The 24,978-nt window shown below is 48.4% G+C and carries 24 protein-coding genes; 15 read left to right on the top strand and 9 right to left on the bottom strand.

The features are described from left to right. Positions 1-139: 139 nt before the first annotated feature. Both AC50YO_RS08280 and AC50YO_RS08275 read right to left on the bottom strand, forming a co-directional pair. On the bottom strand, positions 140-682 hold the full coding sequence (locus AC50YO_RS08280) for a methylated-DNA--[protein]-cysteine S-methyltransferase (protein WP_494845822.1): 543 nt from the start codon (positions 680-682) through the stop codon (positions 140-142). 20 nt (positions 683-702) lie between these two features. Continuing rightward, on the bottom strand, positions 703-1,602 hold the full coding sequence (locus tag AC50YO_RS08275) for a helix-turn-helix transcriptional regulator (RefSeq protein WP_494845819.1): 900 nt from the start codon (positions 1,600-1,602) through the stop codon (positions 703-705). Positions 1,603-1,744: 142 nt separating this feature from the next. Here AC50YO_RS08275 and fabF point away from each other — a divergent pair, with 142 nt between their 5' ends. Next, on the top strand, positions 1,745-2,986 hold the full coding sequence (fabF, locus tag AC50YO_RS08270; RefSeq protein ID WP_494845815.1) for a beta-ketoacyl-ACP synthase II: 1,242 nt from the start codon (positions 1,745-1,747) through the stop codon (positions 2,984-2,986). Between the two features lie 290 nt (positions 2,987-3,276). Here the strand turns inward: fabF and AC50YO_RS08265 are convergent, their stop codons facing one another. Beyond that, positions 3,277-3,459, bottom strand: a complete 183-nt coding sequence (locus tag AC50YO_RS08265) for a hypothetical protein (protein ID WP_494845810.1) — start codon at positions 3,457-3,459, stop codon at positions 3,277-3,279. 62 nt (positions 3,460-3,521) lie between these two features. Beyond that, positions 3,522-4,523, bottom strand: coding sequence for an LLM class flavin-dependent oxidoreductase (locus AC50YO_RS08260; RefSeq protein ID WP_494845806.1), 1,002 nt, complete (start codon positions 4,521-4,523; stop codon positions 3,522-3,524). Between the two features lie 181 nt (positions 4,524-4,704). Between AC50YO_RS08260 and AC50YO_RS08255 the strand changes: the two genes are divergently transcribed. Together AC50YO_RS08255 and AC50YO_RS08250 are read left to right on the top strand one after the other, a co-directional pair. Then, positions 4,705-4,983 carry a hypothetical protein gene (locus AC50YO_RS08255; RefSeq protein ID WP_494845802.1) on the top strand — a complete coding sequence of 93 codons (279 nt, stop codon included), beginning with the start codon at positions 4,705-4,707 and terminating at the stop codon, positions 4,981-4,983. Positions 4,984-5,135: 152 nt separating this feature from the next. Next, positions 5,136-5,879 (top strand): SDR family NAD(P)-dependent oxidoreductase, encoded by a 744-nt coding sequence (locus AC50YO_RS08250; protein ID WP_494845799.1) that lies wholly within the window; start codon positions 5,136-5,138, stop codon positions 5,877-5,879. 107 nt (positions 5,880-5,986) lie between these two features. Here the strand turns inward: AC50YO_RS08250 and AC50YO_RS08245 are convergent, their stop codons facing one another. The 4 genes from AC50YO_RS08245 to AC50YO_RS08230 all read right to left on the bottom strand — a co-directional run bounded on the left by AC50YO_RS08245 (position 5,987) and on the right by AC50YO_RS08230 (position 8,491). Further along, positions 5,987-6,727: a DUF4247 domain-containing protein gene (locus AC50YO_RS08245; protein WP_494845794.1), complete on the bottom strand. Its 741-nt coding sequence runs from the start codon at positions 6,725-6,727 to the stop codon at positions 5,987-5,989. Positions 6,728-6,754: 27 nt separating this feature from the next. Then, the gene (locus AC50YO_RS08240; protein ID WP_494845791.1) at positions 6,755-7,261 is read right to left on the bottom strand and encodes a DUF4178 domain-containing protein; all 507 of its coding nucleotides are present in this window, start codon (positions 7,259-7,261) and stop codon (positions 6,755-6,757) included. 23 nt (positions 7,262-7,284) lie between these two features. After that, a complete protein-coding gene (locus AC50YO_RS08235) occupies positions 7,285-7,686 on the bottom strand; it encodes a DUF350 domain-containing protein (protein WP_494845788.1) in 402 nt (133 codons plus the stop codon). Between the two features lie 130 nt (positions 7,687-7,816). Further along, entirely contained in the window at positions 7,817-8,491 is a 675-nt protein-coding gene (locus AC50YO_RS08230; protein WP_494845785.1) for a PspA/IM30 family protein, read from the bottom strand. Between the two features lie 147 nt (positions 8,492-8,638). Between AC50YO_RS08230 and AC50YO_RS08225 the strand changes: the two genes are divergently transcribed. From AC50YO_RS08225 to AC50YO_RS08190, 8 genes are all read left to right on the top strand, one after another. Beyond that, a complete protein-coding gene (locus tag AC50YO_RS08225) occupies positions 8,639-9,424 on the top strand; it encodes an alpha/beta hydrolase (protein ID WP_494845782.1) in 786 nt (261 codons plus the stop codon). Positions 9,425-9,564: 140 nt separating this feature from the next. Continuing rightward, positions 9,565-10,530, top strand: coding sequence for a helix-turn-helix transcriptional regulator (locus AC50YO_RS08220; protein WP_494845777.1), 966 nt, complete (start codon positions 9,565-9,567; stop codon positions 10,528-10,530). A gap of 74 nt (positions 10,531-10,604) precedes the next feature. Further along, positions 10,605-11,108 carry a DinB family protein gene (locus AC50YO_RS08215; protein WP_494845774.1) on the top strand — a complete coding sequence of 168 codons (504 nt, stop codon included), beginning with the start codon at positions 10,605-10,607 and terminating at the stop codon, positions 11,106-11,108. A gap of 326 nt (positions 11,109-11,434) precedes the next feature. Further along, positions 11,435-12,394, top strand: coding sequence for an EamA family transporter (locus AC50YO_RS08210; protein ID WP_494845769.1), 960 nt, complete (start codon positions 11,435-11,437; stop codon positions 12,392-12,394). Between the two features lie 802 nt (positions 12,395-13,196). After that, the gene (locus tag AC50YO_RS08205) at positions 13,197-14,540 is read left to right on the top strand and encodes a glycosyltransferase (protein WP_494846426.1); all 1,344 of its coding nucleotides are present in this window, start codon (positions 13,197-13,199) and stop codon (positions 14,538-14,540) included. A gap of 15 nt (positions 14,541-14,555) precedes the next feature. Further along, entirely contained in the window at positions 14,556-15,668 is a 1,113-nt protein-coding gene (locus tag AC50YO_RS08200) for an acyltransferase (protein WP_494845764.1), read from the top strand. Positions 15,669-15,681: 13 nt separating this feature from the next. Further along, positions 15,682-16,854 (top strand): glycoside hydrolase family 18 protein, encoded by a 1,173-nt coding sequence (locus AC50YO_RS08195; RefSeq protein ID WP_494846423.1) that lies wholly within the window; start codon positions 15,682-15,684, stop codon positions 16,852-16,854. 165 nt (positions 16,855-17,019) lie between these two features. Further along, positions 17,020-18,132: a M24 family metallopeptidase gene (locus AC50YO_RS08190; protein WP_494845762.1), complete on the top strand. Its 1,113-nt coding sequence runs from the start codon at positions 17,020-17,022 to the stop codon at positions 18,130-18,132. Positions 18,133-18,222: 90 nt separating this feature from the next. Here AC50YO_RS08190 and AC50YO_RS08185 read toward each other — a convergent pair whose 3' ends face one another. Further along, entirely contained in the window at positions 18,223-19,149 is a 927-nt protein-coding gene (locus AC50YO_RS08185) for a proline dehydrogenase family protein (RefSeq protein WP_494845758.1), read from the bottom strand. Positions 19,150-19,263: 114 nt separating this feature from the next. Here AC50YO_RS08185 and pruA point away from each other — a divergent pair, with 114 nt between their 5' ends. From pruA to AC50YO_RS08165, 4 genes are all read left to right on the top strand, one after another. After that, on the top strand, positions 19,264-20,811 hold the full coding sequence (gene pruA / locus AC50YO_RS08180) for an L-glutamate gamma-semialdehyde dehydrogenase (protein ID WP_494845754.1): 1,548 nt from the start codon (positions 19,264-19,266) through the stop codon (positions 20,809-20,811). Between the two features lie 184 nt (positions 20,812-20,995). Continuing rightward, entirely contained in the window at positions 20,996-21,562 is a 567-nt protein-coding gene (locus tag AC50YO_RS08175) for a glycerol-3-phosphate responsive antiterminator (protein ID WP_494845749.1), read from the top strand. Positions 21,563-21,605: 43 nt separating this feature from the next. Further along, the gene (gene glpK / locus AC50YO_RS08170) at positions 21,606-23,099 is read left to right on the top strand and encodes a glycerol kinase GlpK (RefSeq protein ID WP_494845747.1); all 1,494 of its coding nucleotides are present in this window, start codon (positions 21,606-21,608) and stop codon (positions 23,097-23,099) included. A 195-nt stretch (positions 23,100-23,294) separates the two neighbouring features. After that, on the top strand, positions 23,295-24,968 hold the full coding sequence (locus AC50YO_RS08165) for a glycerol-3-phosphate dehydrogenase/oxidase (protein ID WP_494846421.1): 1,674 nt from the start codon (positions 23,295-23,297) through the stop codon (positions 24,966-24,968). The last annotated feature ends 10 nt before the right edge of the window (positions 24,969-24,978 follow it).

Genomic DNA, 24,978 nt, shown 5'->3' with positions numbered 1-24,978 from the left:
TAAAGTTGTAGTATTGATTTTGACTACTAATTCGAATAGAAACAGACACTGTTTTGAAGCGTTGCAGGAAATTGTTAGGCTGACCGGATAGAGTGTGTGCAAAAAGGAACAGCTGCCGTCGGCAGCTGTTCCTTTTTAGTTAGTCTGTTGTATTTTCTCTATACAGTTGTCCGGACTCCAGCTTAAGCAGGGCGGCTTTCATCTCCAGTCCGCCTCTATAGCCGGTTAAAGTGCCAGCCTTGCCCACAATGCGGTGACAAGGCAGTGCGATAAGTACAGGATTCGCTCCGATCGCTGCACCAACAGCTCGAGAAGCCTGCGGACGTCCGATCGCTTCTGCAATCTCGGAATAGGTAGCGGTATGCCCGTATTTCACTTCGTTCATTGCCTTCCATACCGTTAATTGAAACGGAGTGCCGACCTGATCCAAGGGGATAGCTAGCGTATTCTGCTTACCTTGCAGATAGGCTTGAAAAGCATCAGTATAGACCTGTAAAGCATCGTTATTATGTACTAACTGCCGTTTAGGAAGCCGGGCATCGACCCACTCTGTAAGCTCGTCGAACGTTCCCTCTTGTGATCCTACGTAACAAAGCCCTGTGGCGGTTGCAGCTATATACAAGTTCCACGGTCCATCTTGCAGGTAAGTCCAATAGACGAAATTATCTTCTGTAATGCTCATATGTAGCACCCCGGTTCATTTTATTTTATTTGTTTTTGAACGGTCCTTGCTGCCTGTTCTTCAAAATCTAACTTTTTTGGATGATCTTCCATCAGCAAGCGCCGCAGCTTCTCCTCCGTATTGGACTGCTCGACAGGCGTATAGACGCTGCATCTCAGGTCTCCTTGCACTTGAAGCGAGCATAGGTCGAACAGCATTTTTCCGGCCTTGGCATGGCGGAATTCAATCAGAAGCTCTGGTGCAGAGCTAACCTCACTTTGCATCCAAAGGTCATGGAACTCAGGATAGCTCTGCTCCATCTGCTCTATGAATCGTTTATACCAATGATCGGCCATGTACTGCCCGTAATAGACCCGGAATATAGCAAGAAAGCCTTTGACAAAATGCTCCCAATTCACAGCCAGGCTGCGCAGTTCTTTTTTTGCAAAAAGCAAATGAATAAGGTTGCGCTCATCTGGCGGGATGAGATCGAAATTGAGAAAAACATGCGAGGCTGCTTCGTTCCATCCCACAATGTTGCAGCGTTTGTCTGAGATGATCGTAGGGCAGTAGCGGAGCTCTTTCAAAATCGTTTTTAGAGAGGCACTAAGAGGCGCAGCCGTCTCATTGTGTGGAGTTAGCGGGTAAGCAGCTCCGTTCTCCAGTGCTAGATGATGCAAATATTTACGCTCATCTGCGTTCAAGCGCAGAGCGCCTGCAATGGCATCCAGAACCGAAGGAGAGGCTTTGATATCTCTTCCTTGCTCTAGCCAGGTATACCATGTTGTGCTGACACCTGCTAGCTGTGCGACCTCTTCTCTCCTTAGCCCCGGAGTACGTCTCCGTGTCCCCTCAGGCAACCCGACCATTCGAGGCTGTACCTTGGCGCGATGTGAGTTGAGGAATTCGGATAAAGCGACCAATCTTGCTTCTGGCTTCATCGTAATAGATCGCTCCTTTGTGACAGGGATATTGTAGTATTTATTATACTAGGATAACCAGAAACTTGTAATAGGATAAATAAAGGTTAAAATGAGTGAAACCAGAGCTTGTTCTACAAGAAATGATAAGGAGTGGGTTCGATTGAATAGAGTAGTAATTACGGGAATGGGCGTCCTATCGCCATTAGGCAATGATGTGGATACGCTATGGAGTCATATGCTCGAAGGAAAGTCCGGGATACAAACGATAGATACATTTGATACGAGCGGGCAAAAAACGAGGTTTGCAGGACTAGTGAGAGAATTCGATGCTGAGGAGCGATGGGGACGCAAAGAAGCAAGGCGTATGGATCGTTTCTGCCATTACGCACTCGCGGCGGCGGAGCAGGCTGTTGAAAATGCTGCTTTGGATATGGACAGTGTGGATAAGGAGCGGGTAGGCGTCTATGTTGGTTCTGGAATTGGAGGGATCGAGACATTAGCGTCCAATGTGAATCTGCTCAGTGACCGAGGTCCGGGAAGAGTTAGTCCGACCTTGGTGCCGATGATGATATCGAATATGGCTGCTGCCCAAATCAGTATGAGGTTCGGCACTCTCGGTGCTTCGTTATCACCTGTTACTGCCTGCTCGATTGGCAATACAGCGATTGGAGAAGCCTTCCGTGCTATTCGACTGGGTGATCTGGATGTCATTATAGCCGGGGGCTCCGAGGCAGCGGTGACACCTATTGCGCTCGCAAGCTTCGGTAATGCGACGGCGTTATCGACGAGGAATGAAGATCCGGCTGCGGCGAGTCGGCCGTTCGATGCAGAGCGAGATGGTTTTGTCATGAGCGAGGGCGCGGGCATCCTTGTGCTTGAATCTCTTGAGCATGCGAGGAGCAGAGGGGCACAGGTGCTTGCGGAAGTGATTGGATATGGTGCGAGCTCGGATGCTTACCATGTCGTCGCTCCCCATCCCGAAGGAACAGGAGCTTACTTGGCTATGCGCGCCGCTCTAGCTTCTGCGGGTATCAAGGCGGAAGGTGTAGATGTCATAAGTGCTCATGCAACAAGCACACCAGCCGGAGATTATGCAGAGACGCTAGCGATCAAGCGGTTGTTCGGTGAGCAAGCAGCGAGTATACCCATTACTGCGAATAAGTCGATGCTAGGTCATATGCTGGGAGCAGCTGGCGGCGTTGAAGCGATTGCGTTGGTGAGGAGCCTGAACGAGGGAATCATACCGGCCACGATAAATCTGACGAAGCCAGATCCAGCTTGCGATCTCGATTATGTCCCCAATCATGCTCGGCATAACAGCTCCCTGACGATTGGACTCTCTAATTCTTTTGGCTTCGGCGGTCATAACGCCGCAATCGTATTGAAGAGATTCGCGGAATAGCGGACCTGCGTTCCGCTAAATGAGGCGGAAAAACGATATGTCGTCGAATAGAGGAACGCGGTTCCTCTAAAGCTGTGAGCAAGCGGAAATCGTCGTGAATGCGCTGGAATAGCGGACCTGCGTTCCGCTAAATGAGGCGGAAAAACGATATGTCGACGAATAGAGGAACGCGGTTCCGCTAAAGCTGCGAGCAAGCGGGAATCGTCGTGAATGCGCTGGAATAGAGGAACTGCGTTCCGCTAAATGAGGCGGAAAAACGATATGTCGACGAATAGAGGAACGCGGTTCCGCTAAAGCTGCGAGCAAGTGGGAATCGTCGTGAATGCGTTGGAATAGCGGACCTGCGTTCCGCTAAACGAGGCGAAATAACGATACGTAGGCAAATAGAGGAACGCAGGTCCGCTAAAGTTGATCACGCCCGCGAATCCGCGTGAATACCGCAGCTGCGATCCGCGATCCCTTCCGCTATTCACGGATCCGCCTACCAATGAGCTGCAATGCAATGTCCGCAGGGTGAGCAGTATCAACAACGCGATTACAGCTGGAAGGCCTCAGCTAGCAAACGGTAAGATTTCAGGCGGGCGTCGAAGTTGTGGATCGAGCTCATAATGAGTACTTCGTCGGCTTTATACTGCTCTGCGAGCTGGATGATACCTGCCTTTACTTTCTCTGGCGTACCAATAATGCGCCGCTCTCTTGCACGATTGATACGATAGTAGTCATTCTCGGTATAGGGATAGTCCAATGCCGTTTGCACAGAAGGGAAGCCATGCTGGTCAACGCCATTCTCCAGCAGCAGGAAGAACAAATCCGTGCTTAGCGCCAGTTGATTGGCTTCTTCCTCCGTATCTGCGCAAATCGCCAAGGCAGCAACCATGGAGTGGGGCCGTTCCATCAAGCTCGACGGCTGAAAATGCTCCTGGTAATGCTGCATCGCCGTCTCACCGCCGGGGCTGCCGAAAAATTGCGCAAAGGCATAAGAGGTGCCCAGCTGTGCCGCAATTCGGGCGCTCTCGAAGCTTGATCCTAATAGCCATACTTCTGGCGCTTCAGCAATAGCGGGGGCGGCATGCAGCCCGGCAAAGGGATGGCCCTCTGGCAGCTTGCCATGCAAATACCCGATCAAATCCTTAATTTGCTGAGGATATTTGTTAATGTCTACATATTTATTTTCTTGCAAGGCTCTAGTCGCCAGCGGCATTCCACCAGGGGCACGGCCTAGACCGACGTCGATACGGCCGGGGTGAAGCGCCTCTAGCAGCTTGAAGCTCTCAGCTACTTTATAGGCGCTGTAGTGAGGCAGCATAACGCCGCCTGATCCTACGCGAATGGTAGATGTGGCGGCAGCAAGATGAGCGATAAGAATCTCGGGGCTGGAGAACGACAGCATTCTTCCAGCATGATGCTCAGATATCCAATAACGGCCATAGCCGAGCCGCTCTGCTTCCTGTGCAAGCTTTGTCGTGTCTGCCAAAGCAGCAGCAGCGTTCTGGCCTTCTCCTATATGTGACTGGTCTAATATTCCCAGCTTAATCATTCATGAACACCTCCGATGGAAATCTATTGTTAAGTAACTGTACAATAAATAAGTATACACGACGCCAAATGAAATGCCGAATGTCTGCTTTTGTGAGGCAATCTTACCGTAAATATTGACTTCGAGCGCTATTAGGGGTATTATTACACAATCTCGAATACGAACAGTAAGGGTGAAAATCTTGAATTCGAAACTTCAAATTAAGAGTGTAACCTTAGCGGACAAAGACCTGAAATCCGGTTTGTTTCAGTTCATCATGACACTTAGCGAAGGCTCCAGAGCGAGACTTTTTTACAGCAACAGCCCAGAGTGGAAATTGACAGGCGTAACGCGCATGCTGAATGTACCTTGCCCGCTGTGCCGGAAAGACTACTACTGCAATTGCTTTGAGAAGAATGCGGCTCTATTCGAACGCCAAGTATCCGAACAGGATTTCATTCCTGTATCTATGAGAAGCTAATCAAATCATAGAGCAATAGTGAAGACAAAAACAGCCTCGTCCATTTTTTGGACGGGGCTGTTTTTTTACTTACAGGACAAATGCTTTGGTTAGTTCATAAGCAAGATGGAAATAATCTCTCATGTGAATTTGATGAGGGGGTAGTAAGGCAGATGAGATTCAAAGATAAAGTGGCCATTGTTACAGGTGGGGCCAGCGGCATAGGAGCGGAGACCGTCAAGCTATTCGTGCAAGAAGGAGCGAAGGCTGTTATTGCTGATTTCTCTGATAAGGGGCAGCAGCTCTCGGAGGAATTGAATAAAGAAGGCTTCGATACGTTATTCATCAAGACCGATGTGACCAAAGCAGCAGACGTGAACAGCATGGTCGCGGAGACCGTTCGTAAATACGGACGGGTGGATATCCTTTTTGCCAATGCCGGCATTGCGAAGGATGCCCCGATCCATCAGCTTGCTGCTGACTGGTGGCAGTCGACAATTGATATTAACTTAACCGGTGTCTATCTGAGCGATAAAGCGGTCATCGAACAAATGCTAGCTCAGGGCACGGGTGGAGCTATCGTCAACTGCGGCTCTATTCACAGCCATGTGGGAAAAGGGAATGTCACTGCTTATGCAGCAGCCAAAGGCGGCGTTAAGCTGCTGACGCAGACGCTTGGGATTGATTACGCCCGGGAAGGCATTCGGGTCAATGCCGTCTGTCCAGGCTATATTGACACCCCTCTCCTCTCCAACTTAAGCGAGGCTGTCCATCAGCATCTAATCAGCCTGCATCCAATCGGCCGACTCGGCAAGCCTCAGGAGGTAGCCAAAGCCGTCTTATTCCTGGCGAGTGAAGATGCTTCTTTCATTACAGGGACGACTCTTCTGGTGGATGGCGGCTATACCGCTCAGTAATCTCTCATTGGCAAGGCACGAAGAGAACCACTACAGCAAATAGCCAGAAGGCCCCGGAATTCGCAAAGCTACGCGACAGCCAGGGCTTTCTGGCTAGTGCTGATTAATTATCGCCTGCGAGATACTCTGCCGGAGCCCATTCGGATTTTGGGTGCTGACTTTCGCGGCTTCGTGAAGGTAGACTTTTTCTTGCTCGGCTGCTTCTCGCCAAGCTTTATTTTTCCCTTGGAGCCGGGAGCAGGAGAAGCAGAATGCTTGCTGCCAGCGGAAGACGTATCGGCATCCTTGGAGCGTTTGAAGATCATTCCTTTACGATCCACAGTCATTGGAGGCGTTTTGCTGATTTCCTGCTTGGTTGGAGTGTGATAGGCTCTGCTTGGTTTGTACACATCTTTGGAGGAGTAGCCTCTGTAAGTTCCTTTGCCATAACGTCCGTTGTCGAACAGGTCGTCCAGCAGGCTGGCTAATAAGTATCCTTGTAAAAAACCTATGCTATAGTTGCTGCGGACATAGGCTTTGGAGCTTACCTCGATTAACGTATCGGCAGGGTCATCGCTCGCCTGCTGCACATGAATAATCTCATCTCGGTAGACGAGGAAAATACGCTCTTTGCTTTCTTCCGATTGCTGCTCGGGCTTGCGCTTGTCGACAAGCAGCTGTGCAACCTCTGGTACGGTCTGACCCTCAGCCCGGTAGACGTAGGAGGTTTCCTTGCCTGAGCCGTTCACCGATTCTAACGGGTACTGCTCTTTCACCGAATCTGATAGGGAGCAGGCAGCGAGAAGCGGGATGACAAGGCTTAATATAAGAATGAGTTTGAGGCTGTACAGCCATCGTTTCTTTGCCATCATAATCCTCCTAGCAACTAAATAAGGCTAGACGCCTCGCACCACCTGAATATCTGCTGCCAGAACAGACTCGCCTATGTACAGCATGAAGCGCCCATCCAGCCATTCAATGCGCAGCAGTCTCCTGTCGTCTGCCTGATACTGCCACACATGCTGCTCTCCGCCTTGCATGAATGGAGTTTTGCCGCTAGCTGCAATTAACCCTGAATAATGCTCCTCCATATGATAGTCCCGTCCATCCAGCTCAAGCGTAGTCGGCACCTCATCGAACGCATCCAGCCGTCCGTCTATCGGTTCATAGAGCGTGTACACAGTCTGCTCTCTGTCTTCAATAGACAAATACTTGATAGCTGTCCCATCCTGAAGAGTTAGAATAACGCTGTTCCTGCTGCGGTTTTGTGTTCTTCCAGTTACCTGATAGGTAATGAGCGATACCTCGCATATATCTCCTGCATGAAGAGAGAGCATGCTTTTCTCTGGCCGTACGGATTCCGGCTTGGCCAGCAAGTTTTTTATTCGTTGGAAAAGAGGCATTGGGGTAGCTCCTTCTTAATTCGTTATATAGATCCAATAATGAGAGCGCCTGCGATATGCAGGGAACCAGCAATAAGCGCGCAGCTGATCTTGCCCTCATGGATGCCATCCTCAAGCTTTATTCCTGCGGCAGCGGAGAATATAATTCGGAATAATGCTTCTACAACAAGCAGCGTAATGAACGAAGCGAGCGATATTAGCAGTGCTTCCCACATAAAGGTGGACTGTCCGATGGACTGGGATAAAATATAGGCTTGGGCACCCAGCTTCATAATAAATCGTGTCGTTACGGCAATATTGCCATTTTTCATTTCCTGAAAATCATGGTATTTGGTGGATAGGGAGTCCAGATACATCAGAATAAAGAGTAAAAGGGCTCCCGCAGCGGTCCACACTGGAATCTGCAGCAAATCTGTCCAAGTCATAGAATGGCTTCCCCCTTGATATGGGTAATATAAGGATAATGAGCCGACGCCTCGCTTGTTCGGATCGTTGTATGCCGAGCCGTCGGCTGTTCCGTGCAAGGACAAGCAACCAGCGGGAACAATCGTTATGCTAATCGTTCTTTTTGTATTGGTTGATCAGGGCGGCAAGCTCATCTTCGATCGCTTGGTCTTTGCCAAGAGCTGCGAACTCCTCATCCAGTGACTTGCCCTTCGCTTGAACCAATTCATTGCTGGCTTCGGCTCGGGCTTCCATTTGCAGCATTTTTTCTTCCATGCGCTTTAGCCCAGAGCTGGCTGTGTCTGAGCCAAATCCGGCTAGTGATTTATTGATATGCTCTTGCGCTTTGGCTGCGCTGTAGCGGGCTGCGAGCGTTTCGCGCTTGTTCTTGATCTCGGTTAGCTGCTTGCGCATTTCTGCCAGCTTCTCGCGAAGGCGGTCTGCCATTGCTTTATTGGAATCAAATCCGGTTTTGTAATCTGCGGCTTTGGCTTCAGCAGCCTTTTTCTCTTCCAACGCGCGGCGTGCCAGCTCGATGTTCTGGGCTTGTGCGGCAATACGAGCCTGCTCACCTCGTTTCTCTACGAGCTGTGCTTGCTCCTCGTATAGTTGCTTGAATTTTTTCTCCAGAGCGATTTGGGCAGCTACTGCTTTTTCTGCATCCTCCAAATCCTCTTGCATATCCCGGATGTATTGATCGGTTAATTTGATCGGGTCCTCCGCCTTCTCGATCAGGGAATAGACGTTCGATAAGGTCAGATCACGCAAGCGTTTGAATATGGACATTCTGCCATCCTCCTAAGATTGATCTCTCACTTTTGGCTACGGTTGCGCAAAGCTGCTATGCAGCAGCCTATTATAGTAATTGAGCCCGCAACGGGATACAATTAGCCTTATAGCAATGTATATTATTCACTCGGGAGATGTATGAAGATGGCCTTACTACAATGTGATTTTTACTCAGAGACACTCGGTCTGAGCACTTCGATGACGGTAATATTGCCTCAGCAGGCAGCCAGTCAGATTGGCATGCAGGGATCGAAGCGTGAGGGATTGCTCCCAACGCTGTATTTGTTGCATGGGCTATCCGATGATCATACGATATGGATGCGTCAGACCTCGATCGAGCGCTACGTATCCTCGCTTGGAATAGCGGTTGTAATGCCTGCTGTACATAAAAGCTTCTACACAGACATGGCGTACGGAGACAATTATTGGACCTTCTTGACCGAGGAGCTGCCGACTATTGCCCGTTCGTTCTTCCCCTTGTCTGACAAGCGGGAGGATAACTTCGCAGCAGGCTTGTCCATGGGGGGTTATGGGGCTATGAAATGGGCTCTCACTTATCCGGAACGAATTGGTGCGGCGGCAAGCTTATCGGGAGCACTGGATATGCAAGGAATAAGAGAGAACGCTATGCTAACCTCTGTGCTGGGGAAAACAATCCATCTTATTTATGGGGAGCAGCAGATTGTTGGAACTGGGAATGATCTATTGTGGCTGCTTGAAGAAGGAGACAAGAAGCAGAGGCAGAAGCCGCTGCTCTATCAATGCTGTGGAACAGAGGATTTTCTCTACAAGGAAAATATAGCATTCCGCGATGCATGCCTTCGTTCTTCGTATGAGCTTACTTATGAGGATGGTCCTGGGGACCATACGTGGAGCTATTGGGATGCGCAGCTTCAAAGGGTGCTGCAATGGCTTCCTATACGTAAGTGAGCTAGCCTAACAACCAGAACAGACCAAAGGAGTATTCCTTTGGTCTGTTGTCATTTGGCAGACATGTTGTATGATGAAGGACATGGAATAGAGAAGCATAATTCGCTTCAACCATAGGAAAGGCAGGAACAAGATCATTTATGTCTAAAGTAGACAATATGCTGGCGATTCTATGGATGCTGAAGGCCGAGAAGAGAGTAACAGCCAAGCAGCTTGCGGAAGCGCTGGAAATAAACGTTCGGACGGTATACCGTTATATTGATGCCTTATGCGCAAGCGGTGTTCCGATAGTCGCAGATTCGGGGCATAATGGCGGCTATAGCTTGCTTGAGCATTTTGCCAAAGCGCCGCTTTTCTTCGATATTGATGAACAGAAATCGCTTATTCATGCGGCAGTGTTCGCGAAGGAGGCGGGTTATCCGTTTGATGAAGAGCTCAATCGAGCAGTAACTAAGCTGAAAAGGCATAATAATGAAGAGCAAAGCGATCAAATCAATCGTCACACTGCAGGCTTTGAGGTTATTCAGCCGCCGGGAGACGGCTCGTTAGCTGTAGTTGTCCAGCAACTGGAGGCAGCTATCGCACAGAGCAGACGAATAGGGATGGTGTATCAGAGCGGCTATAACGAGCAACAAGCTGCTTCACGTTCTATTGATCCATATGGGATCGTTTATTGGAAGGGCCGCTGGTATTTCGTGGGCTATTGTCATATGCGCCGGGAGATTCGCAGCTTCCGCGCGGATCGTGTTCGCGAGCTCTCACTGCTGAATTATTATTTTGAGAGACCGGCAGCTTTTTCGGCGAGAGATTATTTCATGAAAAGCCTTCTTCCAGAGCGGCAAGATCATGCGAGATTGATTACGATTCATGTTCACGGAATGGCACAGGCCATTAATGACCTATGCGGTAATTGGATGTTCAATCATATATTAACATCCCGAACTTCGCATGAGGCTTATTTTGAAGTGGATGAGAAAGCGATAAAGAGCTATATTCCCCAAATGCTGCTTCCCTATGGCAGGGCGATCACTGTAGTGGAGCCGACTGAGCTTAAGCAGCATCTCTATGAAGCCGCTTCAGAACTGCTGAAGCATTATTCGAACTAACTGACAGAGTCTGTCAGTTAATAATAGCTATACTAGCTGAAGATGAGAGCATATCATTCGAGGAGGAATAGCCAATGAAGCATCATGCCTTGCAATCCTATCACTATCATGTATGGGCGAATAACCAATTATTCAATCATTTGAAGCAGCTGCCGGAGGAAGTTTATTACGCTGAGGTCAACAGTGTGTTTCCTTCCGTCTCAGCGGTGATGGAGCATATTTATGTGAGTGATCTCATTTGGCTCGGCGTTGCTTCAAAGCATGAGTTCGAGCAGATCATACAGGATGCCGGGAAAGCGAAGGAAGAGGTCAGGGGGATATCTGTAGAAGAGCTGGAAAAGCGATATCACGAGATAACGGAACGCTATCACCGCTTTTTTGCAGAGACAGCCGATTTGGATGGCCCATTAACGCTGTCGCATCCTACGTATGGCATAGCAGAGGCATCGTACTCGGGTGCCATTCAACATGTCGTGAACCATGCCACTTATCATCGGGGCAATGTAACGGCTATGCTGAGGCAGCAAGGGCAGACAGGCGTTCCAACGGATTATGCTTTTTTCTTATACACGTTGTAAATATGCATAGAGCTTGCGGCTGGCTGGCACTTCCGTAAGCTCTATTGTTATATTTATCCACAGAGTTATACACATTATCAACATGGCGAATAGGGGAAAAACGGATGAATACGAGATAGTTATCCACATGTTTGTGGGTTTAATTATCCACATTAAATAATAGAGTATCCGATAGGTTGAAATGCTATAAATAGTAGAGTAGAAGCAATTCTAATCTAAGAAGGATTCGATTTACAATTGCTCTGCTAGCTGTCATTATTAAGGTGGTTTGAAATAATCCAACACCATGATGAAAGTGCTTGATGATCAAGTTAGGGGATAGTAGAATGACATGGCTTATTTTTTCCGTGCTTGCTGCTTGCAGCTTTGGCTTGCGGGGGATTTTATATCATTGGACGAGTCAGCTGCCGTTGAGCCGCAATGCGCTGTTATGCGGGGCTTTTTTTTCAGGGGCATTAATTAGTTTAATAGGGGCGCTTGTGACGGGGCAGCAATGGACGACAACGGCATTGATTGGCTTGCAAATGGGGCTGTTCTCCTTCGGAGGCAATGCGAGCATGTTCAAAGGGTTTGCGGTAGGCAGAGCTTCTTTAGTTGCTATATTAACGGCATTGCCTTCGGTTGTTGTCGTTCTTGTCGCCTATGGTCTATGGGGAGAAACATTGAATCTGATGCAGCTGCTTGCCTTTGTTGTTATCGTTATTGGCATCCTGTTGGTAAGGTATTCAAACGACCTGTCATGGAGCAATCTACAAGGAGCTCAGTGGGGCGTGCTGGCACTATTGATGTTCGCGGGGAATGATCTGTCGGGCAAATGGTCAACAATGATGGACGCGCCGCTTTTGCCGTCCTTGTTCTATTTATTCGGAATTGGCTCAGCCTGCTTCGGCCTATGGTGGTTGAAGGAGCTTAGGCAAGAGAAAAGGGCAGCGAGTATGAGAAGCTTGGCAGCAGCGGGTAGCGGGGATGCTATGGCGGTTGTTAGTGGAGCGGAGCCATCCGCTTCGGACGATAATGCCAATACAAGCGCAAGCCGTTGGAGTGACAAACGCACCTTCGGAATCGGCATGATGGTCGGCATTACGAATGTAGTCGGAATGATGCTGATCATTACTGCCTTCGATCATGGGAAAGCGGGCCTTGTATCGGCAGTAACGGCGCTAAATGTATTAATTGTATTACTGTATACACGGTTTGTTGTGAAGGATCGGTTCACGAAGCTGGAGACTGCTGGTATTGTAACAGCCTTTGCAGGAATATTATTCATGAGATTTTATGGCGGATAATGGGGAAGTACTTCGTAGAAGAACGAAAGAGCTTCTGGGAACCTTGGTTTGGGTCTAATAATAAGTATGTATGTTATATTTCGCATAAGTATAGAAGAGAGTACTGCTTTCACGAGAAAGCATATGTTATATTTGTAAAGATACGAATATTAATAGCGAGAATAGCAGTGGAAAAAGCTTGAAACAGCTAACTGTGACAGTTACGTGAAGGTAAAAAATTACAATTAATAAGGAATACATGCATAACTAATATTTTTTCTGATGATTCGACTTTATGCATTTTATACAACAGCCTGAGAAAATCCTTTCTCTAGGCTGTTTTTTTGTTGCATAACTGCATTCTTATGTCACAATTCGACATTATTCGTCATTTCCTTCGACAAATCTTCTACAACCGGGACGTACAATAATATTGGCGTAACGGGAGCAAATCGAGAAAAAAGGGAGTTTTTTCATGAAAAACCCTGATGTATTCGTTTTCTTCAAAATATGAGAGGTTTTACATTTTTGGTGCTAATAAGATAGTTTAGTAGTATAAGAAGAAAAAATTGGTTTTGGCGATAAGCACTTTTTAGAAGAAAGGAGAATATTAGCAGCCAACATCATTTCATACATCTGCATAGTTGGTTATTGCTCCGCAACAACTCCGCGATTCGACATCATTTATTTTAATCCAAATCTTGATCTCAAGTCCTATCTGTTCGGTTATCTTCCCGCTTACCAGCATGAAGCAACTAATGGGCGGATGCCTGTCATGACTGCTTTAAGAAACTGTTTGATTAGAGAAAAGGAGTGAGTCCTTATTCAATACGTACTGTATTTAACGACGATAGTTTTCCTACTATTTCAATTGATTTACACAGTTATCCCTTTGATATTCAGCAAGGTGAAAAAACTGGAGAGCGGGCTTGAGGAGAAAACGATCTCTGTACTCGTACCGGCCTATAATGAGGAACTGACGATTAAGAACTGCATTGACGCGATGGAAGGGCTGAATTATGCCAACCACGAAATTATCATCGTTAATGATGGCTCCAAGGATCGTACCTTCCACAGGCTGCAAGAGCTGCTCGATCTCCGCAATGACTACCGCAAACCGAATCAGAGGCTTAAGTACAAGCGCATTAAAGGCTTCTATCGGTCTAATCTATATCCTCATATTTATGTTATTGATAAGCTGAATGGCGGCAAAGCGGATTCGCTCAATGCAGGAATTGACTATGCCAGCGCCGAGATTGTCATTACTTTGGACGCCGACAGCATGCTTGAAGTAAATTCCCTCAAATACGTGAATCAATACTTTTACAACCCGGACATTATTGCTCTGGGAGGCACAGTTAAGATCGTACAAGGTGCGGAGAGAAAAGATGGCGTTATTATGGAGAAATTCAAAGGAAAAGGAATTATCCAGAGCCAAGTGATTAGCTATATACACAGTTTCTATGTACGTAAGCTAACACAATCTGTCTTTAACTCTATCGTGGTTATATCAGGAGCATTCGGAGCGTTCTATAAAGAATTGATGTATGACGTGAACGGCTTCAGAAGCACAGTTGGCGAAGATATCGACATTACGTTGAAGATTCATGAGTATATCAAAGCCAATAAGCTCAAAAGCAAGCTGGTCTATGCACCGGAAGCAGTCTGCTATACAGAATGTCCGGAAAATATGAAGAACTTCTACAAGCAGCGGATTCGTTGGCAGAAGGCATTCGTCGATTGCATCTTAATCTATTGGTCCAAATTATCCAAGAGCTTTGGCTTCGGCGTAAGCATTTTCTTTGCCATTGATGGTTTTATTCTCGGAACATTGACGGCCTTTACAACGATCTTCCATATGGTTCAAGCGATCTTCGCGGGCGGGAATCTAATGGTTGCCATCATTATGTTTATCATTACGATTCTGATCAATGCCGTACAGATCGTTATCTCCTTGCATCTGTGCAGGAAGTTCGGCAGCAACTATTCTTTCTGGGACTATTGCAAAATGTTCATGTTCAGCCAAGTCGAATTGTTCACGTACCGACTCGTGCTTCTGTATATCAACATTGTAGGCACATTCAAATACTTTGATAATGACGAAGGGTGGGGCTTTGTAGAACGCAAAGGAGTGGCAAGCATCAGCCAGAATATGGCATCTAGATAATATTGGAGGGAAATAATGAGCAGCGTCGTACAAGGAAGTGCACCAAGAAAAAGAATTATGTATATCGATTTATTAAGGATTTTGTCTATCGTTGCGGTTATTGTGCTTCATATTACCGCTTCGCTGTTGACACGTACGAATGATTTCACGACCACTTCCTGGTGGGTCAGCAATGTATTCAATTCTATTTGCCGCTTTGCCGTTCCTGTATTCTTCATGATCAGCGGCGCGATGATTCTGAGGGTTGAGGTAAAGTCCTACAAGGACTTCTATATCAAAAGGGTAGTGCCGCTCCTCATCCCTTTGTTCACCTGGTCCTTGATTTATGGCTTGTACTTTCAGTATAAGATACTTGGCAGCAAAATGACGGCGTTAGAGTTCATAGTCGATTTTGGCTATAAGCTGCTGGTTGATAAGAACTATGTACATCTATGGTTCCTCTACGCCATTATTGCGGTCTATATGACTGTTCCGTTGATTGGCAAGCTGATACGCGCATGCAGTGAGAAGGATATAAGATACTTCTTGCTCCTATGGATTATTGTCAGCATCGGCTATCGTTTTGTATCCGACATTGTGTTTCGGGTGACGGAGACCTACCTGTACATTCCAAGCTTGAATATTCCGCTTTTTACAGGGTATCTGGGCTACTTTATACTGGGCTATTATTTGTTTAATTTCGAGCTTCCTCCTAGACTCAAGCATACGCTGTTCAACTTGGGTATCCTTTCCTTCTTCGTCGCTCCTGTGCTGACTTATTGGGTGTCGGTGAATAAGGGAGTATTGGATGAAATGTTCTACGGCAACTATTCGGTTACAAGCTTCTTTATGGCTGTTGGCATGTTTTTATTTTTCCGTGAAAAGGAAAATGCCATTACCAAACATACCAATTACAAAGTGAAAAAAATAATCGGCTCAATCTCAACAGCAAGCTTCAGCATTTACCTGATTCATTTGTTGATTGATATGCTCGTATCCCGAAGCGTGGCAGTAGATGCTACCTTCCTCGAGACAACGCTAAGCTTGTTGTTCAATATCGTAGCGATCTTCTCGATCAGCTATATTATCGTCAAGGTGCTTAATCTGAATCGATGGGTAACGCAAATATTATTCGGCGGAAGAGGGTAGAGCAATGAAACCGATGAAGGCGAAAAGAGCAATCAAAGTGAATTTTTTGACCAAAGGAATTGTAGCTATCGTGCTGATTGGCATGGCGATCTATTTCTATCAAAGCGTCAATGCAGAAGAGCGCAAAATCTCGTCGGTCTATATAGAAGCATGGCGTGATCCGAAGGATGTCAGGCTGTCGGAGCAAGGGGTGGATATTGCATTCGTAGCCTTCGCCAAAATCAAAGGCACAAGCCTATTCTTCCATGAGGATGAAGCCGCCAACACGATGATCAAAGAAAATATTAAGCAGCTTAAAAAGAATAATCCGGAGACTAGAATGGTGCTGGCGGTAGGCGGCTATGGGGTTGACGGCTTCTCAGATGCCTCCATGGACGGCAATCGCTATTTGTTCACACAAAGCATTATTGATTTGGTCAAGGAGCTTGATCTTGATGGCATTGATATTGACTGGGAATTCCCGGCGTTTGATGCTTGGGGAACGGTCAAGGCCAGTCCAAAGGATACCAAAAACTTTACGAGCCTAATGCGGGAATTGAGAGAAAGATTGAACCAACTGCCGCATAAAGGAAACCGTAAATATATTCTGACCTTTGCCGCGGGAACGCAGGACTGGTATTTCAAGAACGTCGAGGTCAAAGAGGTTGAGAAGTATGTAGACTATATCAATGTAATGAGCTATGACTTAACGGGCAGATGGTCGAACACGACTGGATTTAACGCCAACCTCTATATGGATAAGCAGAACAAATCTCTGCTTAGCATTGATCAAATTATTCAATCCTATCTGGACCATAAGATCGATAGCAAAAAGCTGCTGCTCGGCGTGCCGGCTTACTCCTATGGCTGGACCAATGTGAAGAGCGATGGCGACGGGCTGTTCGCTGAGGGCAAGCCGATCGATATCGAGAAAACGGATATTGACTATAAGGCCATTGAGAAAAGCTATTTGAACCAGAAAGGCTTCAAGCGTTACTTCGATGATAAGGCGAAGGCCGCGTACTTGTATGACGGCAAAACGTTCATCAGCTATGAAGATAAAGAAGCGCTCAAGGCAAAGGTTCAGTACATTAAGAAAAAGGATTTGGCAGGCTCCATGGTGTGGGAATATGCCCAGGATGCAGAGAATGGCATTATTCAATATTTGTCGGATAACTTGAATACGGAATTAGGATCGGAAGAGTAAGGAAACCCCATCCTCATAACAAGCTTTTCCGAAAAAGGCTGATCAGTGTTTTCTAACTGGTCGGCCTTTTTATTATGAGTTTTATGCAGGTTTGGTCAACTCGAGCAGCAGCGTTATAATAAATGAGAAGGATACTTATTTATTGGAATTGGAGTGTGAGCAAGCATGGAGTCCACTTGGCATAATAGAAAGCAACGATTGCTAGCCTATATGAGAGAGAACGAGATCGATATCGTCTGGATTACATCTACGACGAATGTATATTATTTCACCGGCTTCTATTGCAATCCGCATGAGCGTTTTTTAGCCCTTTCCATAGATGCACAGACCGGCAAGGAATCCCTTTATGTGCCGCTGCTTGATCTTGCAGCAGCGCAGCCGCATGGCACGGATGGAGATGTTATTCCGATCTCCGATACGGAGGATGCTTATGCTGTTATTCAGAGACATTCTAGAACGGATGTTAGCTGCATGGGAGTAGAGAAGGAAGCGGTTAGCTTGGCGAAGGCAGAAAGGCTGCAGCAGGCATTCGGCGATGTCTCACTCGTTGATCTGGAGGGCTTCATTCTCTCGCTGCGAATGAACAAGAGCCAAGAGGAAATTGTTAAAGTCCGTACCGCTATTGAGCTGGTCGAACAGGTTGTTGCCTATGCAGCGGCTCACGCCGTTATTGGCATGACGGAGCTTGAGTTGACTGCTGAGCTTGAGTATCAGATGCGTAAGCTTGGTGCGGATCGTCCGGCCTTCGAATCGATTGTGCTCGCCGGGGCTCGATCAGCATTGCCTCATGGCAAGCCCGAGCATGTGCCAATTCGCCAAGGAGACTTCCTGCTGATTGATATTGGCGTTCAAGCAGGGGGCTATTGCTCGGATATTACCCGAACCTTCGTGATGGGAGAGCCTTCAGCGGAGCAGCGTCAAATCTATGATACCGTGCTGGCTGCCAATCTTGCAGGAATTGAGGCAGCAAGGGCAGGAACGGCGCTTTCCGCTGTAGACAAGGCAGCACGGGATGTTATTGACGGAGCAGGCTTCGGCGCTCTTTTTACCCATCGGGTGGGGCATGGCTTCGGAATGGATGTGCATGAGCAGCCTTCCGTCTCAGGACAGAATGGCATGATTATTGAACCGGGCCTGCTCTTTACGATAGAGCCTGGCATTTATCATCCGGTTATTGGCGGCGTACGAATCGAGGATGATATCTATATTCAGGCGGACGGTTCAAGCCAGGTATTGACGAGCTATCCTAAACAACTGCAAAGTCTGGGTATCAAGTAAGGAGAGACTTGCGCTTTTAAAAGTTTGGATCGGTACAAGAAATAGTCGCGTTCATCGGCCAATAGGCGGTGAGCGCGTTTTTTATAAGCATCAACGGTTAGTCATGTTCTTGAGGACGAGCATAAGATTGGCAGGCTTCTCCGCAAGACGGCGTGTGTAGTAGGGATACCACATCGTCCCATAAGGGACATAGCAGCGAACCCGATAGCCATCCTTGGCTAATTGTTCTTGCTTGCCCATGCGAAGGCCGAAGAGCATTTGGAATTCGAAAGAATGCTTGGGGATACTGTTGCGCATCGCATAGTCCTTCACCCATTCGATAATCGTATCGTCATGCGAAGCGATAGCGGTATATACCTTTTGCTGCAAATGCTGCTCGATCATCGACTTGAACCTTGCAATAATTTCTTCGGCCTCTTGATAGGCGACTAGATCAGATTCCTGATAAGCTCCTTTGACAAGACGAAGATTAATGCCCTTAGCCATTAACGCTGTAACATCTTCCTCTGTTCGGAACAGATAGGCTTGAAGGACGGTGCCTACATTTTTGAGCCCTTCGGTGTGAAGCCGTTGAACGATATCAATTGTGGCCTGCGTATAAGGCGTATTCTCCATATCAATCCGCACGAAATTCCGATGCAATCTTGCGCATGCAACGACTGCGCGAATGTTGGCAAGACAAGCCGCGGGATCAAGCGCAAGTCCCATTTGGGTAGGCTTCAGGGATACGTTGGCACTTAGCTTGTGCTCAGAGATTCCTTTAATTAGCCGCAAATAAGCTTCTTTGTATTCCGATGCCTCCTCTATTGCCTTAATTCCTTCTCCCAAATGATCCAGTGTGACCATAATTCCTCGTGCATTCAATTCTTGTGCAGCCTCTAAAGCATCAGTAAGCGTCCCACCGGCAATGAATTTACGGGCAAGCTTGCTGCCGTACTTCATGGATAGCTTGCGTACAAGCTTGTTGCCTGCAATAGAGAGTACGGTTTTTTGATAGAGCTGCATACCAATACGCATAATGGGCTCACTCCTTCCAGCAGTCTTCGCTGCTTGGGTCATATCGGCTGGATCGATGAACTATAAATGGAATATGTAGATTTGCTGGATACAATGTTCATAGGGGGCAACGGTATGAGAGCAGCGTTCCGTAACGAACCGTTCACGAACTTTGAGGATGAGCGGATGAATAAGCAGTATGATGCTGCACTTGCTGAGGCAGAGGCCCGATTAGGTCAGGAATACGGACTCGTCATTGGCGGCAGAACGATCATTACGGATCGCAAGATCGCCTCCATTAATCCTGCTGCCAAGGAGCAAGTCATCGGATACATCTCCCAAGCGAATGAACGGCAAGCAGAGGCTGCCATCCAATCGGCCGCCCGTACTTTCGAATCTTGGAGCCGCGTTAAGCCGAATGAGCGTGCTCGCTACTTATATAAAACAGCCGCGCTGCTGCGAAGCCGCAGGCATGAGCTGTCCGCGTGGATGACCTTGGAGTCTGGCAAGACTAGGGCCGAAGCGGATGCGGACACGGCGGAGGCTATTGATTTCCTCGAGTTCTACGCCCGCGAGATGCAGCGCTTAAGCCTGCCGCAGCCGCTCACGATAGCTAACGAAGAGGAGAATCAACTTTATTATATTCCGCTTGGCGTCGGTATTGTCATTCCGCCATGGAATTTCCCGCTTGCAATTATGGCAGGGATGACGGCAGCCTCGCTTGTCGCTGGAAATACGGTTGTCCTGAAGCCGGCAAGCTCGTCCCCTGTCATTGCCGCGAAGTTTATTGCCCTGCTGGAAGAGGCCGGGCTGCCAGCAGGTGTGGTCAACTTCTTGCCTGGAGCAGGGGGCGAGGTAGGCGATTATTTGGTTGACCATCCGTTAACTCGCTTCATCTGCTTTACGGGCTCGCGTGAGATCGGCTTACGGATTAATGAGCGTGCTGCCAGAATGAACCCTGGCCAGCGATGGATCAAGCGAGTCATCGCTGAGCTGGGAGGGAAGGATGCCATTATTGTCGACAGCTCAGCAGATCTGGAGCTGGCTGCTGATGCGATAACGGCATCGGCCTTTGGCTTCTCGGGGCAGAAGTGCTCGGCCTGCTCCAGGGCAATTGTTCATGAAGCGGTATACGAGGTTGTATTGGGCAAGGTAGTCGAGCGGGCGAAGAAGCTGGTTATGGGCCCCCCTTCGGAAGCCTCCACGCAGATTGGACCAGTCATTGATGAGAAGGCGTATGCACGAATTCAGCATTATATCGAGCTTGGTAAGCAAGAGGGGCGTCTCGTCTTGGGCGGCGGTACGGGGGATAAATCCGGTTATTTCATTGAGCCGACGATATTTGCCGAGGTGAAGCCGACTGCTCGTATCGCTCAAGAGGAAATATTCGGTCCAATCGTTGCTTTCACGAAAGCCGCCTCCTTCCAAGAGGCCCTGGCATTCGCCAACCTGAGCGATTATGGCTTGACTGGAGCTGTTATCTCTAATAATCGGACGCATTTGGAGCATGCGCGAAGAGAGTTTTTCGCGGGTAATTTATACTTCAATCGTAAATGTACAGGAGCGCTTGTCGGTACGCATCCGTTCGGCGGATTTAATCTGTCAGGAACAGATTCCAAAGCAGGCGGCAGAGATTATTTGCTTTTGTTCACACAGGCAAAGCTTGTCTCCGAACGGTTCTGATTAGAGAAGCAGAGGGAAAAGGGGCAGTCGTTCTTGCACTGCTCCTTGTCTTTGTTCACCTTATTGCAGAGCAGAGGAAATCCTTCCCATGTACAAGGAGTGGGCTTGACTCCAAGACAAATACATAATAAAGTCTGTACGACTAGTGATGAACAATACGTGCTTGAGCTGGGGGCGTTAGCTGATGTCGTTTTTCGGACAATCCATCATGCCTGCTGTGCGTGGATGGAAAGACTTTGAATGGCTGTTGGACTCTTCTTTTACTTATCTGGTATTACTGGACAGCCATATTGGACAACTCAAGGGCGCTGTTGACGAAGCATCTCGTCACGGCAAGAAGATGCTGGTGCATGCGGATCTGATCGAGGGGCTCAAGAATGATGAATATGCAGCTGAGTTCCTATGCCAGCACATTCGTCCAGCGGGCATTATTTCGACGCGAACGGGTGTCATTCAGAAGACGCAGCAGAATGGGCTGCTCGCGATTCAACGATTGTTTTTATTGGATACCATTGCGCTGGAGAAAAGCATTGCACTTGTGCAGCGTACGAAGCCTGACTTTATAGAAGTGATGCCAGGTGTGATGCCCCATATGATTAAGGAAGTTCTGGAGCGGACGAGTACGCCGATTTTGGCAGGAGGACTGATTCGTACGGAGCAGGACGTGGAGCTGGCACTGAAAGCAGGCGCTGATGCCGTAACGACCTCCAGACGTGAATTATGGAAGCGCTATTCTCAGGTGGATGGTTAAAGCAGGCTTACTATAGGGGCAGGGGAACGGAGGACATCACACAATGAACGAAACGACTTATGTATTAGCTCTCGATCAGGGAACGACGAGCACTAGGGCTATTTTATTTGATAAAGAGGGGCAGCCATTCGCCATTGCCCAGACCGCAATAGATTGCTTGTTTCCGCATCCAGGCTGGGTAGAGCAGGACGCAGTACAATTATGGGAAAGCACCGAGCAGGTGATAAGGGACGTGCTGGCCAAGGCCGAGCTGAAGGCGGATCAGATTGCCGCTATTGGCATTACGAACCAAAGGGAGACCGCAATTGTCTGGGATAAAGAAACAGGCCAGCCTATTTATCATGCCATTGTCTGGCAATCGAGACAGACATCCGACATTTGCGAGGGTCTCCGAGCAGCAGGCCATGAGCAAGCCATTCGTGATAAAACAGGCTTGCTGATTGATCCGTATTTCTCGGGTACAAAGGTCAAGTGGCTGCTTGATCATGTTGAAGGCGCACGCGAAAGGGCCGAGGAAGGCAAGCTGCTGATGGGCACCGTGGACAGTTGGCTGATCTGGAAGCTGACGAACGGCGCGGTTCACGTTACCGATTATTCCAATGCGTCTCGTACGCTGCTCTATAACATTCATGAGCTCCGCTGGGATGAAGAGCTGCTCGCTTGGCTTGATATTCCTGCTGCTATGCTTCCTGAGGTCCGCTCCTCGTCGGAGGTGTACGGGAAGACGGATGCCAGCTTGTTCGGTGGAGAAATTCCGATTGCAGGGGCTGCTGGCGATCAGCAGGCTGCACTATTCGGCCATGCTTGCTTCGATAAGGGAGAAACGAAAAACACGTATGGAACAGGCTGCTTCATGCTCATGAATACCGGAGCTGAACCAATCAAATCTGAGAACGGCTTGCTGACAACGATTGCTTGGGGAATTGATGGTCAGGTTGATTATGCGCTGGAGGGCAGCGTATTCGTTGCCGGCTCGGCAATTCAGTGGCTGAGAGATGGCCTCGGCATGATTGTCACCTCGGAGGAAAGTGAGCAGCTTGCTGCTTCGGTCGATTCGACGGATGGAGTCTATGTGGTTCCTGCCTTCGTAGGCTTAGGCACGCCTTACTGGGACAGCGATGTGCGCGGGGCTGCATTCGGAATGACAAGGGGAACACGGCGTGAGCATTTCGTGCGTGCGACGCTTGAGTCTATTGCTTATCAATCCAAGGATGTGCTCGATGCGATGGAGCAATCAGCGGGAATCAAGCTGCAATCGCTTTGTGTGGATGGCGGTGCTATTCGCAATGAAATGCTGATGCAATTTCAAAGCGATCTGCTCGGCGTGCCGGTTGAACGGCCGGGTGTCGGCGAGACAACCGCTCTGGGTGCTGCGTACTTGGCAGGCCTTGCTGTCGGTTACTGGGACAATCGCGAGCAGATTTCGCAGCTGCGCGCAAGCGAGAACTCATTTGAGCCTGTTATGGATGAGGAGCGCCGCAAGGAGCTGTACGAGGGCTGGCAAAAGGCAGTTAGAGCGGCTATGGCATTCCGCTGATCGTTATGCTATAATCTCGTTACAAGTTCATATTCGGTCGGAGATCAGGAGAAACCGCAATATCCTTTTATTATGCGAATAGCATGGTAGGAGGTGTTTGCGGTTTTTCTTTTATTGTTTATTTGGGATCTCCATTGGGGAATAACACTACAACAGGAAGAGGCGATCACGATGGTCCAAAACAATAAATGGTATATGAAAAATGAACGATTCAATGCTTTGAACCACAACGAGCTATTCGGGCGCATGCAGGAGCAGCCCTTTGATATATTGGTTATTGGCGGCGGCATTACGGGAGCGGGAATTGCGCTCGATGCTCAGACGAGAGGCTTGCGTACCGCCCTTGTAGATATGCAGGATTTCGCGGCGGGCACCTCCAGCCGATCGACGAAGCTCGTGCATGGCGGCCTCCGTTATTTGAAGCAGCTTGAGATCGGCGTTGTAGCTGAGGTGGGCAAGGAAAGAGCTATCGTATATGAGAATGGGCCGCATGTCACTACACCAGAGTGGATGCTGCTGCCCTTCTATCAAGGGGGAACATTCGGACGTTTCAGCACTTCGCTCGGACTTCGGGTATATGATTTTCTTGCGGGCGTTAAGCGCACTGAAAGACGGAAGATGCTCAGCTTGGACCAGACGATGGACAAGGAGCCGCTGCTTAAGCGTGAGGGAATGAAGGGCGGAGGCTATTATGTCGAGTACCGTACCGATGATGCGAGACTGACGATTGAAGTCATGAAAAAAGCGGTTGAGCTTGGAGCGCTCGCGATCCCTTATGTGAAGGTAGAGTCCTTCATCTACGATGAGAATGGCAAAGCCGTTGGGGCGAATGTTCGTAATCTGTTATCGGGCGATGCAGGTGAGGTTCGAGCTGTTAAGATTATTAATGCAGCCGGCCCATGGGTGGATACACTGCGCGAGAAGGATGGCTCGAAGAAAGGCAAGACGCTTCACTTGACGAAGGGAGTCCATCTCGTATTCGATCAGGAGCGTTTCCCGCTTGGTCAGGCGATTTACTTCGATGCTCCAGATGGGCGTATGCTGTTCGCGATTCCGCGTGACGGCAAAACCTATATTGGGACAACCGATACGAATTATAAGGCGGATATCGCTTATCCGAGAATTAGCCGTCAAGACTTGGACTATGTGCTTAATGCTGCTAATTTCATGTTCCCGACGTTAAAGCTGACGGAAGCAGACATGGAATCAAGCTGGGCAGGGCTTCGCCCGCTCATCCATCAGGAGGGCAAGGACCCATCCGAGATTTCGCGGAAGGATGAAATTTTCCAATCGGAGTCAGGGCTGATTTCAATTGCAGGGGGCAAGCTGACCGGCTATCGGAAGATGGCTGAGACGGTTGTCAATAAGGCGGCAGAGCAGCTGACTGCAGAGGGCCGTGCCGGAATTGGCCCAAGCATGACGAAGTCGATGCCGATCTCTGGCGGTGATTGCGGCGGGTCGAGCCGATATCCTGCCTTCTTGCAGGAGAAAATAGCCTATGCTATTGAAGCCGGGCTGCCTAAGAAGGATGCAGAGCGAATCGTCCGCCGATTCGGTACGAATATTGACACGGTACTGGAGCTGATGCCTGAAGCAAGGGAAGATGCGATCAGTTATGAATTGCCGATTCCGATTGTTATAGAGCTTATGTATTCAATTCGTCATGAGATGACGAGCAAGCCAACTGATTTCTGGATTCGCCGTACGGGCAATCTGTTGTTCGACCGCACGCGGGTCGACAAATGCAAGGATCGTGTTCATGTCTATATGGCTGCTATATTCGGGTGGTCGGAAGAGATGAGCAAGGCTTATGCGGAGGAACTGGAGCTGGAGCTCCATTACGCTATAACTCCGGCTACTGAGAACTAATAGTAAAAGA

It is taken from the genome of Paenibacillus sp. J22P59 (assembly GCF_059383895.1).
The sequence above is the reverse complement of the archived record's forward strand: the minus strand, read 5'-3'. Positions and strand labels throughout refer to the sequence as shown.

What these genes read in the sequence shown, in the direction of transcription:
- AC50YO_RS08280 (WP_494845822.1), bottom strand. Translation starts at nt 682, where the DNA reads ATGAGCATTACAGAAGATAATTTCGTCTATTGGACTTACCTGCAAGAT.
- AC50YO_RS08275 (WP_494845819.1), bottom strand. Translation starts at nt 1,602, where the DNA reads ATGAAGCCAGAAGCAAGATTGGTCGCTTTATCCGAATTCCTCAACTCA.
- AC50YO_RS08260 (WP_494845806.1), bottom strand. Translation starts at nt 4,523, where the DNA reads ATGATTAAGCTGGGAATATTAGACCAGTCACATATAGGAGAAGGCCAG.
- AC50YO_RS08250 (WP_494845799.1), top strand. Translation starts at nt 5,136, where the DNA reads ATGAGATTCAAAGATAAAGTGGCCATTGTTACAGGTGGGGCCAGCGGC.
- AC50YO_RS08245 (WP_494845794.1), bottom strand. Translation starts at nt 6,727, where the DNA reads ATGGCAAAGAAACGATGGCTGTACAGCCTCAAACTCATTCTTATATTA.
- AC50YO_RS08240 (WP_494845791.1), bottom strand. Translation starts at nt 7,261, where the DNA reads ATGCCTCTTTTCCAACGAATAAAAAACTTGCTGGCCAAGCCGGAATCC.
- AC50YO_RS08235 (WP_494845788.1), bottom strand. Translation starts at nt 7,686, where the DNA reads ATGACTTGGACAGATTTGCTGCAGATTCCAGTGTGGACCGCTGCGGGA.
- AC50YO_RS08230 (WP_494845785.1), bottom strand. Translation starts at nt 8,491, where the DNA reads ATGTCCATATTCAAACGCTTGCGTGATCTGACCTTATCGAACGTCTAT.
- AC50YO_RS08225 (WP_494845782.1), top strand. Translation starts at nt 8,639, where the DNA reads ATGGCCTTACTACAATGTGATTTTTACTCAGAGACACTCGGTCTGAGC.
- AC50YO_RS08220 (WP_494845777.1), top strand. Translation starts at nt 9,565, where the DNA reads ATGTCTAAAGTAGACAATATGCTGGCGATTCTATGGATGCTGAAGGCC.
- AC50YO_RS08215 (WP_494845774.1), top strand. Translation starts at nt 10,605, where the DNA reads ATGAAGCATCATGCCTTGCAATCCTATCACTATCATGTATGGGCGAAT.
- AC50YO_RS08210 (WP_494845769.1), top strand. Translation starts at nt 11,435, where the DNA reads ATGACATGGCTTATTTTTTCCGTGCTTGCTGCTTGCAGCTTTGGCTTG.
- AC50YO_RS08200 (WP_494845764.1), top strand. Translation starts at nt 14,556, where the DNA reads ATGAGCAGCGTCGTACAAGGAAGTGCACCAAGAAAAAGAATTATGTAT.
- AC50YO_RS08195 (WP_494846423.1), top strand. Translation starts at nt 15,682, where the DNA reads ATGAAGGCGAAAAGAGCAATCAAAGTGAATTTTTTGACCAAAGGAATT.
- AC50YO_RS08190 (WP_494845762.1), top strand. Translation starts at nt 17,020, where the DNA reads ATGGAGTCCACTTGGCATAATAGAAAGCAACGATTGCTAGCCTATATG.
- AC50YO_RS08185 (WP_494845758.1), bottom strand. Translation starts at nt 19,149, where the DNA reads ATGCGTATTGGTATGCAGCTCTATCAAAAAACCGTACTCTCTATTGCA.
- pruA (WP_494845754.1), top strand. Translation starts at nt 19,264, where the DNA reads ATGAGAGCAGCGTTCCGTAACGAACCGTTCACGAACTTTGAGGATGAG.
- AC50YO_RS08175 (WP_494845749.1), top strand. Translation starts at nt 20,996, where the DNA reads ATGTCGTTTTTCGGACAATCCATCATGCCTGCTGTGCGTGGATGGAAA.
- glpK (WP_494845747.1), top strand. Translation starts at nt 21,606, where the DNA reads ATGAACGAAACGACTTATGTATTAGCTCTCGATCAGGGAACGACGAGC.
- AC50YO_RS08165 (WP_494846421.1), top strand. Translation starts at nt 23,295, where the DNA reads ATGAAAAATGAACGATTCAATGCTTTGAACCACAACGAGCTATTCGGG.